This is a genomic window from Pseudomonas asuensis (assembly GCF_014646755.1).
Classification (GTDB): domain Bacteria; phylum Pseudomonadota; class Gammaproteobacteria; order Pseudomonadales; family Pseudomonadaceae; genus Chryseomonas; species Chryseomonas asuensis.
This window is the reverse complement of sequence record NZ_BMNW01000001.1, coordinates 766,956-783,188: the sequence shown is the minus strand read 5'-3', so window position 1 is coordinate 783,188 and position 16,233 is coordinate 766,956. Positions and strand designations below refer to the sequence as shown.

The following is a 16,233-nucleotide window of genomic DNA, read 5'->3' as shown; positions in this document are numbered from 1 at the left end:
AACTATACGGAGCTTTTTTAAGCCTGTAAACCCTTGAAGTGGAAAATTTTTATTATTTCTTGAAGACTAACCTTTAAGACATTTTCGAGCTTCAATATAGGAAGCTCCCAACCAGACAAAAGGTAACTCCAAACTGATGGCCGATTGGCAATCCCTCGATCCCGAGGCCGCTAGAGAAGCGGAAAAATACGAAAACCCTGTTCCAAGCCGTGAACTTATTCTGGCGCATCTGGCGCAGCGGGACGGTCCTGCTACGCGCGCGCAGTTAATAGAAGAGTTCGGTTTGACGGAGGAGGATCAATTTGAAGCCTTGCGCCGCCGCCTTCGCGCGATGGAAAGGGACGGGCAGCTTCTTTATACCCGCCGTGGGGCTTACGCACCTGTCGATAAGCTCGACCTCATCTGTGGGCGGGTCAGTGGACACCGTGACGGATTTGGCTTCCTTATTCCAGACGATGGCAGTGATGATCTCTTTCTGAGTCCTGCTCAAATGCGACTTGTCTTCGATGGCGATAAAGCGCTGGCGCGTGTGTCCGGTCTGGACCGTCGAGGGCGCCGCGAAGGTGCTCTGGTCGAAGTCGTACATCGTGCCCACGAGATCGTAGTCGGCCGGTTCTTCGAAGAAAGCGGCATTGCGTACGTTGTTGCAGACAGCCCTAAAATCCAGCAGCAAGTACTGGTTCCTGCGGGTAAGCATGGCGGAGCCCAGCATGGGCAGTTTGTTCAGGTCCATATTACCGACTGGCCTACTATTCATCGTCAGGCCCAAGGCGAGGTGGTTGAAGTGCTGGGTGATTACCTGGCGCCAGGGATGGAAATCGAAGTGGCATTGCGCAGCTACGATATTCCCCACGAATGGCCACCTGAGGTAGAAAAGGAAGCCGCCAAGCTCAAGCCTGAGGTTGCAGAGAAGGACAAGGAAAAGCGCATTGATTTACGCAGTATGCCGTTCGTGACGATTGATGGCGAAGATGCGCGTGACTTTGATGATGCTGTTTATGCCGAGAAGAAAAAGTCCGGTGGCTGGCGACTATTTGTAGCCATTGCAGACGTATCCCACTACGTGAAAATCGGTTCTGCGTTGGATGCCGAGGCGGGGCGGCGAGGTAACTCGGTATACTTCCCAGGCCGCGTAGTGCCAATGCTGCCTGAGATTCTGTCCAATGGATTGTGCTCCCTGAATCCTCTGGTAGATCGTTTATCGATGGTCTGCGAGATGACCATCTCGGCTGCGGGCAAGCTGACGGGCTATCAGTTTTATGAGGCAGTGATCCATTCTCATGCGCGGCTGACGTATACCCGAGTAAGTCAGCTATTGGAAATGCCAGAAAGCATCGAGGCAAAACAATTCCGCGAGCAGCTGCCGCACCTGGTGCCGCATATCGAAGAACTGTATGCCTTATATAAAGCCCTTGTGATAACCCGACAGGAGCGCGGAGCAATCGACTTCGAAACACAGGAGACACGTATCGTCTTTGGTGCCGACAAGAAGATTTCCGAAATCCGTCCTACTCAGCGTAACGATGCCCATAAGTTGATTGAGGAATGCATGCTGTGCGCGAACGTAGCGACAGCCAAGTTCCTTGAGAAGCACAGCATTCCGGCCCTGTATCGAGTGCATGATGCTCCGCCGCTTGAAAAGCAAACCAAGCTACGGCAGTTTTTGGGTGAAATTGGCCTAACGTTGACGAAGGGCAAGACGACACCTACGCCCAAGGACTATCAGGCGCTGCTCAAAGCCGTTCACGATCGGCCTGATTTCCGTCTCATCCAGACCGTCATGTTGCGCTCGCTCAGTCAGGCAGTTTATAGCCCTGATAATGAAGGGCACTTTGGTCTGAACTATGAGGCGTATACGCACTTTACTTCGCCGATTCGCCGTTATCCGGATCTGCTGGTACATCGTGCGATTCGCAGCGTGATTCGCTCCAAGGTCGAGACGCGTCATGTGAAGCGTGCCGGGGCTGCTGCAATGCCAAAGGCACGAATCTATCCCTATGATGAGGCGCAGCTTGATCAGCTGGGCGAGCAGTGCTCCATGACTGAACGCCGTGCCGATGAGGCTACCCGGGATGTCGCGAACTGGCTCAAATGCGAGTACATGCGTGATCGGGTCGGTGAGACCTACCCTGGAGTCATTACTGCTGTGACAGGGTTTGGCTTGTTTGTCGAGCTGAGCGACATTTATGTCGAGGGGCTTGTTCATGTGACTGCTCTGCCAAGCGACTATTATCATTTCGATGCTGTTCACCATCGCCTCTCCGGTGAGCGTAGCGGTCGCAGCTATCGGTTGGGTGACGTTGTAGAAATCGTCGTCGCGCGTGTGGACCTGGATGAGCGCAAGATCGACTTCGAGTTGTCCGGTACAGTACACACGGCTCCGACAGGCCGTCGTACTCGAGGCGATGTCAATACAGCCAAAGAGAAATCGCGAAAGCGTGAAAAGACTCAAGTACCTGCGCAAAATTCAGCCGTAGGGATTGAGGTCTCGCCTGAATTGCTCAAGCAGGCAGAAGTGCTTTTGGGTAATACGGACGTCAAGCGCAGTCGTGCGGTCAAGCGTGCTCTTCTGGACGAGGCCAAGACAGGAGGAGAAAAGCCTGTCAGGACCCAGCCGGCTGGGCAGGAAAAGGTAACGCCACGTACGCCAGCCAAAAAAGACAAGAAAAAAGCCAGCGGCGCCAAATCTGGCAAGCCGGCTAAGTCAACCAAGGCGACAAAGCCAAGCAAACATCGTAAGGGGCCCTCCAAGCCCAAGGCACAGGCGGCTTCTGGTGAAGTCCGCAAACGTAAGGTCAAGTCATGAGTCAATGGGAAATGGTCTATGGCATTCATGCCGTAGAAGCGTTGTTGCGTCATCACCCTAAGCGGGTGAAGCAACTATGGATAGCCGAAGGGCGCCAGGAGCCGCGTATACAGGCCGTAGTTACTTTGGCCGATGCCGCGCGGATTCCGATACAAACCCACAGTCGCCAGTCACTTGATGAGCAGATCGATGGCGTACATCAGGGAGTGGTAGCGCATGTAAGTCCGAGCCAGATCTGGGGCGAGGCGATGCTTGAAGAACTTCTTGATCGCGCTGAAAAACCACCGCTCCTTTTGGTGCTCGACGGGGTAACAGATCCGCATAACTTAGGCGCTTGCCTACGTACGGCGGATGCGGCAGGCGCTCAGGCGGTCATTATTCCCAAGGATAAGTCGGCTACCCTGAATGCTACGGTCCGCAAGGTGGCGTGCGGTGCGGCAGAGGTGATTCCCTTGGTAGCGGTCACTAACTTGGCTCGTACCTTGGAAAAGCTCAAAAAGCGGGGGGTATGGGTTGTCGGTACGGCAGGGGAGGCAGAGCAGGACGTTTACGATGTGGACATGACGGTTCCAACAGTGCTGGTTATGGGCGCAGAGGGCAAGGGGATGCGTCGTTTGACGCGTCAGCTATGCGATTTTCTGGTGCGCTTACCAATGTCCGGTAGCGTCAGTAGCTTAAACGTCTCCGTTGCGACAGGGGTTTGCCTGTTCGAAGCCGTTCGCCAACGCCGCCCTCGTTAGAGAGGGTCGGCTTGCTCGCTCAAAGTAGTTAAGTACATGCTCGATTTTGAAAGCATCTTCAGGGTCTCGCCGAATCCGTATGTTCTATTGAACAGCGCCATGGCTATCGTAGATACCAATGAGGCGTATCTGAAGGTTGTGGGGCGACAGCGTCAGGAGCTTCTTGGCGCTCATTTGTTTGAGGCATTTCCTGTCGACCCGTTGCAGCGTAACGTGCTGTCACAGCAGGCGGTGAAAGCTTCCATCGAGCGAGCCGCTATGCTCAGACAGGAAGACGCCCTCCCTGTTATTCGCTACGCGATCCCGCGTAGCAGCGCCAGAGGCGTAGTGTTTGAAGATCATACCTGGAGCATTACGCATACACCTCTCTTTAACGCTGAGGGCCAGCTGCAGTACATCCTGCAGCACGCTACGGATATCAGCGAACTCCAGACTATGCATACCTGCGCAGCTGGGGCCTCGCAGCAGACCGACGCCAAACTCCAGCTGGGGCAACAGCTTCTCAATCGAGCTAAAGCCTTGCAGGATGAAGGTGCCCAAATAAGACGGCTGTTTCAACAGGCTCCAGGCTTCATCTGTGTTCTGGGAGGACCTGACCATATCTTTGAGCTGGCCAATGATGCGTTTCTACATCTTGTGGCGCGTGAGGAGGTCGTGGGGCATTCCATTCGAGAGATTTTTCCCGAACTCGCAGAACAGGGTGTTCTTAGGTTATTTGACGAAGCACTTGTTTCGCACAGGACATTTTCCGGGCGGGGTGTTCGTCTGGATATTCAACGTGACGCTCTGGGGCGGCCTGAAGACGTATATGTAGATTTCATTCTGCAGCCCATTATCGATAACGGTCAGGTGACTGGAATTTTTATCCAGGGTAACGATGTTACTCAGCAAAAGCGGGTTGAAACCGAGCTGGCTAATTATCGTTTGCACCTTGAAGGCCTGGTGCAAGAGCGTACACGTGAGCTCAAGCGCAGTGAGGATGGACGACAGGCAGCTATGGCTCAGGCGCAAAAGCTGGAAGCAGTTGCCAAGCTGACCGGTGGTGTTGCTCATGACTTCAACAATGTTCTGCAGATAATCGGGGGCAATTTACAGTTGCTGAACGCCCGGTTAGCAGGTGACGAGGTCGGTCAACGCCGGCTACAGGCAGCTAATTCCGGTGTGGAGCGCGGTGGACGTCTTGCGTCGCAGCTGTTGTCCTTTGCGCGGCGACAACCCTTACAGCCAACGCCGATTGATACGAAGGGCTTGTTGGAAGGGATGAGTGATCTGTTGAGTCAAGCCTTAGGCGATGCCGTTACCTTGACGATTCTTGCCGACCCTGACTTATGGACGATATTTGTCGATGCAGGCCAGTTGGAAAACGTATTGGTCAGTCTGTTGCTCAATGCCCGTGAGGCGATGGTTGATGGAGGGCATGTTACCCTCGAATTGCGTAATGTTTTGTTGCCCGATGCTATAGGGCAGGCCGCTGATAATGTAATCCCTGGTGATTATGTTCAGCTGATCATCACGGATACCGGGCGTGGGATGACCGAGGATGTAAGGACACAAGCCTTCGAGCCCTTTTTCTCAACCAAGCGTGAAGAGCATGGCACCGGGCTTGGATTATCTATGGTCTATGGCTTCGTGAAGCAGAGCGGTGGACATATTTTGATCAACAGTGCCTTGGGAAAAGGAACGTCGGTCATCCTTTATCTGCCACGCGCTATACCGCATTCGGATACAGTCGACAGTTCCATGTGTTTGCCTTTGCCTGAGGAAGGCGGAAGCGAATGTATTCTGGTAGTGGAAGATGATGCTGATGTCCGTCAGATCGTTATGGAGATGCTGGCTGAGCTAGGTTATGAAGTGCTGGAGGCAAAGGATGGGCAAGCGGCCCTGGGGCTCCTTGAACAGGGAGCGCCTGTCGACTTATTGTTTACAGATATTGTAATGCCCGGCCCTGTACGCAGTACTGAGCTTGCACGTAGAGCTAGGGCACTGCGACCTTCTTTGAAAGTGCTGTTCACCTCAGGCTACACGCAGGATGCCGTGATTCAAGGCGGGCGTTTTGATACAGGCACCAATCTGCTCAGTAAACCCTATCGACGGGATGAGTTGGCGCAAAAGGTGCGTATGATGCTTGGCGTGCAAAGAAAGCACACCCCCTTATAGCTGTACTGGAAGAGGAAATGGCGTTGGAGGAAACCGCAAGTAATAGGGCGTTGAATATTCTGCTGGTCGAGGACGACCTGACCCTGCGTAGCCTGACCAGTGAGGTTATGGAGGAGTTCGGATACCAGGTCACGGCTGTGGCCTCTGCTGAGGAGGCGCTGGACGCCCTGCAAAAGGGTGGTTTCAATGTCCTTTTTACAGATATCGGACTAGGTGGCATGTCAGGTCTGGATCTAAGTCGCCAGGCACTCAAGCGTTATCCGGATCTACATGTCGTAGTAGCTTCCGGCTACGCCTTTGACAAGGACGATGAGCTTAAACATGTAAAAGCACTGCTCAAGCCGTACGATCTTTTCAAGATCCGGCAGCTGTTGGATGATCTGTCCGTCAGATAGTTGTACCGACGAGCCGGTTAGCTCGTTATCTTCCTTGCGCCACCCGGTGCCCTTCTCTAGAATACTGCCCCTTGCCTGTGGCGGTCTCTGCCTGCAGGCAAGTTAAAACGAAACATTCACTCCTTGCCTGACCGCATCATGTGGCAGGCTATAACCCGTAAGGAGCATTTATGCGTCATTACGAAGTTGTGTTTCTGGTTCATCCTGACCAGAGCGAACAGGTGGGCGGCATGGTTGAGCGCTACACCAAAGCGATTGAAGAAGACGGTGGCAAGGTTCATCGTCTGGAAGACTGGGGCCGTCGCCAGCTGGCTTACGCCATCGACAACGTGCATAAAGCTCACTATGTTCTAATGAACATCGAGTGCAGCGCCAAGGCACTGGCTGAACTGGAAGACAACTTCCGTTACAACGACGCCGTGATCCGTAACATGATCCTTCGTCGCGATGAAGCTGTTACCGACCAGTCTGAAATGCTCAAGGCCGAAGAAAACCGTAGCGAGCGCCGTGAGCGTCGCGAGCGTCCTGCTGAGTCCGAGTCTGCTGATGGCAGCGACAATGACAATGCTGACGTCGATGGCGACGATAGCGCCGAGTAAGCCTGGATTATTGAGGAATCATTGTTATGGCACGTTTCTTCCGTCGTCGTAAATTCTGCCGTTTCACCGCTGAAGGCGTGAAAGAGATCGACTACAAAGATCTGAACACCCTGAAAGCCTACGTCTCCGAAACCGGCAAGATCGTTCCGAGCCGTATCACTGGCACCAAGGCCAAGTACCAGCGTCAGCTGGGTACCGCCATCAAGCGTGCTCGTTATCTGGCCCTGTTGCCCTACACCGATAGCCACGGCCGTTGAGACCGGGCATCGACACGAACTAACGGATAATTCGCATGCGAGCCCTTGCTGATTTCATCATGCGTGGTCGCATGCAAGCCACCCTTACGGTGGTGATTGCAGCGGTTGTGCCATTTCTGTACTGGCTTAGCGCTGCAGCAGGGAGTCTGGTCGTCCTGCGCCGCGGCGCGAGTGACGCTGCAGGTGTAGTGGTTTGGGCATTGCTGCCGGCCGCGCTCTGGTGGTTTTTGGGGGATCCGAGCATTGCGCTCGTATTCATCGGCACCGTGGCGTTGGCAGTGGTTTTACGCAGCAGTGTTTCCTGGTCACGAGTCCTGCTCGCCAGTATTCCGGTTGGTCTGGCGTTTGCTGTGACTATTGGTCATGTCTACGCAGAGCCCATTAACCTCTTGGCAGGGGAGATTCAAAAACTTCTGCCACAGATGGCGGGTCAGTCACCGGATGCTTTGCCGGAAGCCAAGCAGGCTCAGCTGCATGACATGCTGATACCTGTGCTGACCGGTTTGATGGCGAGTCTTTTCCAGATTGTCTGTCTGCTGTGTCTGATGTTGGGACGTTATTGGCAAGCTGCATTGTATAACCCAGGTGGTTTCGCTCGTGAGTTTCACGCGTTGAGATTGCCGCCCGCCCTGGCTCTGGGAATGCTGTTGGTGATGCTACTGGCACCCAATATCAACCTGGGACTTGGAATGCTGACACCCCTGTGCAGCGTGCCTCTGGCGATAGCTGGTGTTGCGCTGATTCATGGGTTGGTAAGACAAAGGCACATGGCCACATTCTGGCTGGTGGGGTTGTATGTGACGCTGCTGATTTTTGGGCAGTTGATCTATCCGTTGTTGGTGATCGCAGCCGTTGTCGACAGTCTGTTTGATTTTCGTGGGCGCCTGGCAAATACGTCCAAGGACTCCACGAACGGTGAAGGTTAAAAGTTAAGAGGTAAGACTCAAATGGAAGTCATCCTGCTGGAAAAGATCGCCAACCTGGGCAACCTGGGCGATAAAGTGAACGTTAAAGGCGGTTATGCTCGTAACTTCCTGCTGCCGCAGGGCAAGGCGACTGCTGCTACTGCTGACAACGTTGCTACGTTCGAAGCACGTCGTGCAGAGCTCGAGAAGCAGGCTGCCGATAATAAGGCTGCTGCTGAAGCACGTGCTGCCAAGCTGAACGAATTGACTGTTACCATCGCTGCTAACGCTGGCGAAGAAGGTAAGCTGTTCGGTTCCATCGGCACTCGCGACATCGCTGAAGCTGTTTCCGCTGCTGGTGTTGAGCTGGACAAGAGCGAAGTTCGTCTGCCTAACGGCGCTCTGCGTAGCGTTGGCGAGTTCGACGTAAATGTGCAACTGCACACTGATGTTGAAACTACCGTCAAGGTGGTCGTGGTTGCTGAATAAGCGGTCATGACAACTGACTGGCGGGCTTGCACGAACATGCAAGCCTGCCGACAATCGGGCACGTCATTCTCGTGATGACGTGCCCGTTTTTTTTCAGGCCATGAAGGCCTGTCTTCTCTGATCGAACTTTCGGTGCCAATCGCTACGCCATGAATGAGATCGCCATCGCTGAACAATACGATTTGCAAACTGCCGCGCTGAAGGTGCCCCCGCACTCAATCGAGGCCGAGCAGGCCGTGCTGGGTGGCTTGATGCTGGATAACAATGCGTGGGAGCGCGTCTCGGATCAGGTCTCGGATGGCGACTTCTATCGCCATGACCATCGTCTGATCTTTCGTGCCATTGCTCGTCTGGCTGAAACTAACCAGCCTTTCGATGTGGTTACGTTATCCGAGCAGCTCGACAAGGAAGGTCAACTACCCCAGGTAGGGGGACTGGCTTACCTCGGTGAGCTGGCGAAAAATACCCCCTCTGTTGCAAACATCAAGGCCTATGGCCAGATCGTGCGCGAGCGCGCTACGCTGCGCCAGCTGATCGGCATCAGTAATGATATCGCTGACAGTGCTTATAACCCTGAAGGTCGTGGCGCTAATGAGCTTCTTGATGATGCGGAGCGCAAGATCTTTGAGATCGCCGAAGCGCGCCCCAAAACGGGAGGGCCTATTGGCGTTAATGACATTTTGACCAAGGCGATCGATCGGATCGACACCTTGTTCAACTCCGATAATGCGATCACTGGTGTCTCGACCGGTTTTGTCGACCTGGACGATAAAACCAGTGGCCTGCAACCCTCTGACCTGGTCATTGTGGCTGGACGTCCTTCCATGGGTAAGACGACCTTTGCCATGAATCTGGTTGAAAATGCGGTGCTGCGTACGGATAAAGCAGTACTGGTATTTTCCTTGGAAATGCCAGCCGATTCGCTCGTGCTGCGTATGTTGTCCTCTCTTGGGCGGATTGATCAGACCAAGGTCCGCTCGGGAAAATTGGAAGACGATGACTGGCCGCGTCTGACATCAGCGGTCAATCTCTTGAATGACCGTAAGTTGTTTATCGATGACACGGCAGGTATCAGTCCATCGGAAATGCGTGCACGAACCCGGCGTCTGGTGCGTGAGCATGGTGATCTTGCCTTGATCATGGTCGATTATCTGCAGCTAATGCGGATCGGCGGAACGGCCAGTGAAAACCGGACCAACGAGATTTCCGAAATCTCTCGCTCGCTCAAGGCGTTGGCCAAGGAATTCAATTGTCCTGTTGTCGCACTGTCCCAGCTTAACCGCTCGCTGGAACAACGGCCTAACAAGCGTCCGGTGAACTCTGACTTGCGTGAATCCGGTGCAATCGAGCAGGACGCCGACGTAATCATGTTTGTGTACCGGGATGAGGTCTACCACCCTGAAACGGAGTACAAGGGGGTGGCTGAAATCATTATTGGTAAGCAGCGTAACGGCCCTATCGGCACGGTACGACTTGCCTTTATCGGTAAGTACACCCGCTTCGAGAACCTGGCGCCCGGTAGCTATAACTTTGATGATGACTGAGCCGTCAAAGACGTAGAAGAGCCGCACACCTGTGCGGCTTTTTCTTGGATGCGTTATGCCTTATGTGCGCTAATCCAGGCGTCGACATGTTCTTCCAGCAGATGACGCTACTGTTGAGATGCTAATCATTGACCTCACAGAGATCGAGCCCGTTAGCCACAACTTATTGAGCTAATTGGTAAGCGCAGCGGCTCAGTAATCATGCGGCTGTCAGGCGACGGATAGCTTCTAGCCTCTCTTAATTGGCTATTTTTTGTGCTATTCTTGCGCATCCTCCCGCACTACTTTTTATCCCCGGAAGCCTTCATGCTCGCTGCCAAGCCGTTGTTCGACTATCCCAAATATTGGGCTGAGTGTTTTGGACCTGCGCCTTTTCTGCCGATGAGCAGGGAAGAAATGGACCTGCTCGGCTGGGACAGTTGCGACATCATCGTTGTAACAGGCGATGCGTATGTGGACCACCCGTCCTTTGGCATGGCCATTATTGGACGTCTGCTGGAAGCGCAAGGCTTTCGGGTAGGGATCATCTCCCAGCCAGACTGGCAGTCCAAAGACGACTTCATGAAGCTTGGCAAGCCAAACCTGTTTTTTGGCGTGGCCGCAGGCAACATGGACTCAATGATCAACCGCTATACGGCTGACCGCAAGATTCGCTCGGACGACGCCTATACCCCGGGCGGCATGGCAGGCAAACGCCCCGATCGTGCCAGCATGGTATACAGCCAGCGTTGCCGTGAAGCCTACAAGGGTGTGCCGATCGTGTTGGGCGGTATCGAAGCATCGCTGCGCCGGATCGCTCACTATGACTATTGGCAGGACAAGGTGCGCCATTCCATCCTGATGGATGCCAAGGCTGATATCCTCTTGTACGGCAATGCCGAGCGCGCGGTAGTAGAGATTGCTCATCGTCTGGCGGCAGGCGAGGCCATCCAGTCGATTACGGATATCCGGGGAACTGCTTTTATCCGCAAGGACACGCCGGAGGGCTGGTTCGAGCTGGATTCGACCCGTATCGACCGCCCGGGTAAGGTCGACAAGATCATTAACCCTTACGTCAACACGCAGGATCTTCAGGCGTGTGCGATTGAGCAGTCCAAAGGGCCTCAGGACGATCCTGAAGAGGCCAAGGTCGTGCAGTTACTGCCAAGCCCAAAGCTGACCCGTGACAAAACGGTCATTCGCCTACCCTCGTTCGAAAAAGTGAAGGGCGATGCGATCTTGTATGCCCATGCCAACCGCGTGCTGCATCTGGAGACCAACCCAGGTAATGCCCGCGCCTTGGTTCAGCGTCATGGTGATCAGGATGTCTGGCTCAATGCGCCGCCGATTCCACTGACTACTGAAGAGATGGACTATGTGTTTGGGCTAGCCTATGCACGCGTCCCGCATCCTGTTTACAAAGGTGAGCGCATTCCCGCGTACGAGATGATTCGCTTCTCGGTAAACATCATGCGTGGTTGCTTTGGTGGGTGCACCTTCTGTTCTATTACCGAGCACGAAGGCCGGATCATTCAGAATCGCTCGGAAGAGTCGATCATTCGCGAAATCGAAGAGATTCGCGACAAGGTTCCAGGCTTTACTGGCGTTATCTCTGACCTTGGTGGCCCAACGGCCAATATGTACCGCATTGCATGTAAGGACCCGGAGATCGAGAAGCATTGCCGCAAGCCGTCCTGCGTGTGGCCTGGTATCTGCGAAAACCTGAACACCGATCACTCGGCATTGATCCAGCTGTATCGTTCTGCACGTGCCTTGCCGGGCGTAAAAAAGATTCTGATTGCATCTGGTTTGCGGTATGACCTTGCAGTGGAGTCGCCGGAGTATGTAAAGGAGCTGGTGACCCATCACGTGGGCGGCTACCTGAAAATTGCGCCGGAGCATACCGAGGAAGGTCCGCTTTCTAAGATGATGAAGCCGGGAATCGGCAGTTATGACCGGTTCAAGCAAATGTTCGAGAAGTACACGAAGGAAGCGGGTAAGGAGCAGTATCTGATTCCGTACTTTATTGCTGCGCACCCGGGTACGACTGACGAAGACATGATGAACCTGGCGTTATGGCTCAAGCGTAATGGCTTCCGTGCGGATCAGGTGCAGGCCTTCTACCCATCGCCTATGGCAACCGCGACAGCGATGTACCATTCGGGCAAAAACCCGCTGCGTAAGGTAACTTACAAGAGTGATGGTGTGCCGATTGTGAAGGGTGAGCGCCAGCGTCGTCTGCATAAGGCCTTCCTGCGCTACCACGATCCAAATAACTGGCCGATGCTGCGTGAGGCGCTCAAGGACATGGGGCGCGCCGACTTGATCGGGAACGGCAAGCATCACCTGATCCCAACGTTCCAACCTGCAGTGGATGGCACTTACCAGAGTGCGCGTCGTAAGAACTCGACGCCACTGGGTAGCAAAAAATCCGGTAAGCCATTGCTTACTCAGCACACTGGCTTACCGCCACGTGCGACCGATGGCAGCAAGGGGTGGGACAAAAAACAGGAAGGACAGGCGGCAGCTTTTGCCAAGGGCAAGAAAAAGCCACGGCGAGAGCCCAATATCCCGCGCTAACACAACGGCGAGCCCAAAGGCTCGCCGTTTTGCTATCAGCGGATCGTTAATGCGCTGGTAAGGTCACCCAGCGGAGCCAGGCCGTGAGTAACGCGTGCAATATCACGCTCAACCAAGCCTTTAAGCGGCGGCAAGCCGTGCAGCCGGGTGATCAGTCGCAAGATTGATGTAGTGTCGTACAGTTCGTGATCCACCTGACCTTTACGTGCAAAGGGCGATACAACAAGGGCCGGAACACGTGTGCCTGGACCCCAACGGTCACCTTTGGGTGGCGCTACGTGATCCCACCAGCCGCCGTTTTCGTCGAAAGTAATGACGACCACGGTGTTTTCCCACTGGGGGCTTTTCTGTAGGTGTTCAATGACTTTAGCGATGTGCTGATCGCCCGAGGCTACATCGGCATAACCGGCATGCAGGTTGAGGCTGCCCTGGGGTTTGTAAAAGGTGACAGGCGGCAGGCGACCAGCATCAATGTCTGCCAGGAAGCGGTTGGTGCTCGGATCATCGCCAATCCCGCCGTCGCGGATGTGTTGCTCGCGTGCTGCCGTGCCCGGGGCGAAGCGCTTGAAGTAATTGAATGGTTGGTGGTGCGCCTGGAACCGGGTATCGGCGCCATTGCCCTCCAGCGCTGCCTGCCAGCCACCCGAGTACCAAGCCCAGTCCACGCCCTTGGCTGACAGCAGGTCGCCAATGGTGGCGTGGGTCTGTGGTGGCAGTACGCTCGGGTTGGTTGGGTCGGACAGGGCCGGGTCGCCTCCTGCCGGTGGCGGAATCTGGCTGGGCTGATAGGGCGGCAACATGGTGTTGATAGCATAGCCGTCCGGGCTAAGTGCGCCCGGATTGACGAATACCGGACGTCCATCCAGGGCCGAAGCTGGGGAGTTTTCCGCCAGAGCCAGTTCATAACCCAACGGATTCTTGCCCTTGAGTACAGCGACTTTATCCTTGGCCGGGCTGGTCGTGTGGTTGGGATAGAAGGGCGCGCGACCCGAAATCAGGAATTGGTGGTTCAGGAAGGAGCCACCAAAAGCTGCCATGAAAAAGTTGTCACACAGGGTGAATTCCTTGGCAAGTTTCCACAGGCGTAATTTCTCGGGCTGGCTGTAGTAACCCATGACCAGTGCACCGGAGTCGCCCCAGGCAACGAAGCCGTCATTGCGGCCACCGTTGATTTGCATCTGATTCTGGTAAAAGGCATGCACGAGGTCACGCGTAATCAGTCCCGGATGAAGCGGCTTGCCCTGCGCATCCTTCAGCGGGAAAGGTGCGTTTGAAAGTCCAGTAATCTGATCTTCAGTAATCAAATATTGCTGACCCTCGATGGTCTGGGCTGTCGGAACCAAACCTCCCCATATTTTCGGTAAGTGGGGCAGCCGCTGGCCATTGCGATCCTTCTGTTGGAAGTGCTTGGCACTGACCGCGGAAAGTGGCTTTGAAACGCCAGGAAAATCACCAAACAGGTTATTGAAGCTGCGATTTTCCGCATAGATAACGACGACATTTTTAATTTGCCGTTTTAGTGAATGGTCAAACGCCTTGCGCTCGGCGGCTTCAGCCATGCCCATGCGGTCAAGGCCAGGCAGCCCCAGCCCTAATCCGACGACCCCTGCTCCAATCAGGAAACGGCGGCGTGATTTCTCAAGGGTGGCATCAGGCTTATTGCGGTCGTCATCTTTCATTGGAGGAAACCTCTGTAACGGATCTGGCCTCTACATTAGTAACGAAATATTTCAGATTTTCGAGTGATGCCTTTCCATTAAGGCAGTTATTTGCATGTCTAGCTAACTTTTTTAAAAAGCATGTGAGTTAGCTCTTTTGTTTTACCTATTTGGGCCAAGAGGTCTACACGGAAGTGGTTGGGCTATGACGGATATAGGAATGACTTGCCTGCGGTATTAGAAGTTATCCAGCGCTCCGTTGAATAACGGAGCGCTGGATAATGTATTCCACCTTCTACAAGCGCTGGATTCGCCCTGCGGGTGTTGCCCGGCCTGCGGGTGCGCCTGAAGCGTCTTTGGAGACCAAGTATTGCTCAAGCGCATCGACATCAAGGATGCCGGTTTCCTGTACCTGGCGGCCTTGCTTGAGGGTATCGAGTCCATCACCCCCTTGAGCCATAAAGTTGTTTACGACAATTCGGTAGTCTCGGTCGAGTCGAATAGGTTGGCCATTTAGCCGCAGGCTGCCGGAAACCACTTTCTGGCCTGGTTTGCCTGCCGGATCCCAACGGTAGCTAAAGCCTTCTGAAACCTGCATCAATCCAGCGCTATCCTCACTTTCCCATTGCTCTTCCATGAGCTGATACAGCTGAGCGCCGCTCAAGGTAAGCAAGGTCAGCGTGTTACCGAACGGCTGGTTGGCAGCCAGTTGAGCATAGGTCAGCTTGGATTGGCCCGGCTCCAGGGTAAAATTGCTGCGGATACCGCCTCCGTTCATGAACGCAATCTGAGCCCCTAGTTTGCGCGTTGCTTGCAGTTGGGCGTCTGCGATGAGATCACCTAGCGCAGATTCTCCGTTTGCATCGGTCGAGCGTGTAATCTGTGGGACGGCAAGGCGTGCAATAGGCCGCTGAAGTACATGTTGGCTACGTGCTTCAACCTCCTGGCGTAGCGCGGCAAGCTTAGGATCTGGTGTATAGCGATGAGCGTCCACGGTCAGGTTTTCATTGTTGGCCGAGACAATATCGTGAGTCTTGGGATCGATACCGAGCCTTACATGGCTGACGAACTGTCCATAGGAGCCGCCCTGGAAGACAAGACGATTGTCTACATGGCAGGTATAGGATTGATGCGTATGGGCGCTGGCAACTACATCGACAGCAGGATCAAGACGTTTGGTGATCTCGACGATAGGACCCTGTAAGTGGGCGCAATCTGGCGTGTTGTAGGATTCCCTTGTTCCGCCGCCCTGGTGGATAACCGCAACGATAGCTTCCACACCCTGTGCCTTGATGGCTGGAATCTGAGCATTGATTGCATCAGCCTCATCCTGAACGCTTAGCCCGTCCATGCCTGCGGGTGAGACGATACGCGCTACATCCTTCAGCACAGCGCCTACGAATGCGATTTTTTGCCCATGGGCTTCCAGGATTTTGTAAGCCGGAAATACAGGTTTACCTGTCTGGTTGTCGATCAGGTTTGCAGCCAGATAGGTAAAGCGTGCGCCCTGGTAGTTCTTGTGCAGCTGACAGGCTTTCTGGGGACGATTCGAGGCACAGCCGCCGTTAACAATCCGTAGCAGCTCGTTCTTGCCGTTATCCAACTCATGATTGCCAACGGCAGATAGCTGAAGCCCCAACAGGTTCATGGCTTCAATGGTAGGCTCATCTGCCCAGAGCGATGAGATGGGTGGACTGCCGCTGATAAGGTCGCCGCTGGCGATGACCAGAAGTTCAGGGTCCTGGTGGCGCAAATGATTGATGACACCCCCTAACACATCTATTCCACCCGCTTCGATTATGCGCTTGCCATCGGGGGCAGAGGTGTCTGGGTAGGCCAGTTTGGCAGGTTGAAGATAGCCGTGAAAATCGTTGAACACAGCTAGGTTGACGTCTACCGGTTTGGGTTGGGTTGAGGAGCAGGCCACCAGCAGAATAGATAGGGTGACAGGGCCTAAGGCGGCGTAAGAGCGAGCAGGCTTCATCTAGCGCTTCCAAGTGCAGATTGACATACATGCGGTATAGGCATGCAAGAGCGAATCGCTTTATCTTTTAAGCAATAGCATGCTTTCAGCGAAACGGTAGGCGCAGTATGAGGCGAGGAGATGACAGAACAGCGTAAGAG

Annotated in this window: 12 protein-coding genes; 10 read left to right on the top strand and 2 right to left on the bottom strand. The window is 54.3% G+C overall.

The genetic code is table 11. The features are described from left to right. The first annotated feature begins 136 nt into the window (after positions 1–136). From rnr to IEX86_RS03525, 10 genes are all read left to right on the top strand, one after another. Positions 137–2,806 carry a ribonuclease R gene (gene rnr / locus IEX86_RS03570; RefSeq protein ID WP_188864669.1) on the top strand — a complete coding sequence of 890 codons (2,670 nt, stop codon included), beginning with the start codon at positions 137–139 and terminating at the stop codon, positions 2,804–2,806. After that, positions 2,803–3,546, top strand: a complete 744-nt coding sequence (gene rlmB, locus IEX86_RS03565) for a 23S rRNA (guanosine(2251)-2'-O)-methyltransferase RlmB (RefSeq protein WP_188864668.1) — start codon at positions 2,803–2,805, stop codon at positions 3,544–3,546. Before rnr ends, rlmB begins: the two co-directional genes overlap by 4 nt. 36 nt (positions 3,547–3,582) lie before the next feature. Next, positions 3,583–5,703: an ATP-binding protein gene (locus IEX86_RS03560; protein ID WP_268239847.1), complete on the top strand. Its 2,121-nt coding sequence runs from the start codon at positions 3,583–3,585 to the stop codon at positions 5,701–5,703. A gap of 17 nt (positions 5,704–5,720) precedes the next feature. Further along, positions 5,721–6,098, top strand: coding sequence for a response regulator (locus tag IEX86_RS03555; RefSeq protein ID WP_188864666.1), 378 nt, complete (start codon positions 5,721–5,723; stop codon positions 6,096–6,098). 170 nt (positions 6,099–6,268) lie between these two features. Continuing rightward, on the top strand, positions 6,269–6,697 hold the full coding sequence (gene rpsF, locus IEX86_RS03550) for a 30S ribosomal protein S6 (RefSeq protein ID WP_188864665.1): 429 nt from the start codon (positions 6,269–6,271) through the stop codon (positions 6,695–6,697). 26 nt (positions 6,698–6,723) lie between these two features. Continuing rightward, positions 6,724–6,954, top strand: coding sequence for a 30S ribosomal protein S18 (rpsR, locus tag IEX86_RS03545; protein WP_007161145.1), 231 nt, complete (start codon positions 6,724–6,726; stop codon positions 6,952–6,954). A 35-nt stretch (positions 6,955–6,989) separates the two neighbouring features. Continuing rightward, on the top strand, positions 6,990–7,880 hold the full coding sequence (locus IEX86_RS03540; RefSeq protein ID WP_188864664.1) for a YybS family protein: 891 nt from the start codon (positions 6,990–6,992) through the stop codon (positions 7,878–7,880). A gap of 21 nt (positions 7,881–7,901) precedes the next feature. After that, positions 7,902–8,348: a 50S ribosomal protein L9 gene (gene rplI / locus IEX86_RS03535; RefSeq protein ID WP_188864663.1), complete on the top strand. Its 447-nt coding sequence runs from the start codon at positions 7,902–7,904 to the stop codon at positions 8,346–8,348. 149 nt (positions 8,349–8,497) lie between these two features. Next, positions 8,498–9,892, top strand: coding sequence for a replicative DNA helicase (gene dnaB, locus IEX86_RS03530; RefSeq protein WP_188864662.1), 1,395 nt, complete (start codon positions 8,498–8,500; stop codon positions 9,890–9,892). Positions 9,893–10,198: 306 nt separating this feature from the next. Next, positions 10,199–12,451, top strand: coding sequence for a YgiQ family radical SAM protein (locus IEX86_RS03525; protein ID WP_188864661.1), 2,253 nt, complete (start codon positions 10,199–10,201; stop codon positions 12,449–12,451). A 35-nt stretch (positions 12,452–12,486) separates the two neighbouring features. On the opposite strand, the gene IEX86_RS03520 is transcribed toward IEX86_RS03525, so the two are convergent. After that, complete coding sequence (locus IEX86_RS03520; RefSeq protein ID WP_188864660.1) at positions 12,487–14,130, bottom strand: acid phosphatase; 1,644 nt, start codon at positions 14,128–14,130, stop codon at positions 12,487–12,489. A gap of 274 nt (positions 14,131–14,404) precedes the next feature. Then, positions 14,405–16,093 carry a bifunctional metallophosphatase/5'-nucleotidase gene (locus IEX86_RS03515; protein WP_188864659.1) on the bottom strand — a complete coding sequence of 563 codons (1,689 nt, stop codon included), beginning with the start codon at positions 16,091–16,093 and terminating at the stop codon, positions 14,405–14,407. Positions 16,094–16,233: the final 140 nt, after the last annotated feature.

Bases quoted from the DNA above. Each gene is read 5' to 3' on its own strand.
- rpsF (WP_188864665.1), top strand. From the start codon at position 6,269: ATGCGTCATTACGAAGTTGTGTTTCTGGTTCATCCTGACCAGAGCGAA.
- IEX86_RS03520 (WP_188864660.1), bottom strand. From the start codon at position 14,130: ATGAAAGATGACGACCGCAATAAGCCTGATGCCACCCTTGAGAAATCA.
- rnr (WP_188864669.1), top strand. From the start codon at position 137: ATGGCCGATTGGCAATCCCTCGATCCCGAGGCCGCTAGAGAAGCGGAA.
- IEX86_RS03555 (WP_188864666.1), top strand. From the start codon at position 5,721: ATGGCGTTGGAGGAAACCGCAAGTAATAGGGCGTTGAATATTCTGCTG.
- IEX86_RS03515 (WP_188864659.1), bottom strand. From the start codon at position 16,093: ATGAAGCCTGCTCGCTCTTACGCCGCCTTAGGCCCTGTCACCCTATCT.
- rlmB (WP_188864668.1), top strand. From the start codon at position 2,803: ATGAGTCAATGGGAAATGGTCTATGGCATTCATGCCGTAGAAGCGTTG.
- IEX86_RS03525 (WP_188864661.1), top strand. From the start codon at position 10,199: ATGCTCGCTGCCAAGCCGTTGTTCGACTATCCCAAATATTGGGCTGAG.
- rpsR (WP_007161145.1), top strand. From the start codon at position 6,724: ATGGCACGTTTCTTCCGTCGTCGTAAATTCTGCCGTTTCACCGCTGAA.
- IEX86_RS03560 (WP_268239847.1), top strand. From the start codon at position 3,583: ATGCTCGATTTTGAAAGCATCTTCAGGGTCTCGCCGAATCCGTATGTT.
- rplI (WP_188864663.1), top strand. From the start codon at position 7,902: ATGGAAGTCATCCTGCTGGAAAAGATCGCCAACCTGGGCAACCTGGGC.
- dnaB (WP_188864662.1), top strand. From the start codon at position 8,498: ATGAATGAGATCGCCATCGCTGAACAATACGATTTGCAAACTGCCGCG.
- IEX86_RS03540 (WP_188864664.1), top strand. From the start codon at position 6,990: ATGCGAGCCCTTGCTGATTTCATCATGCGTGGTCGCATGCAAGCCACC.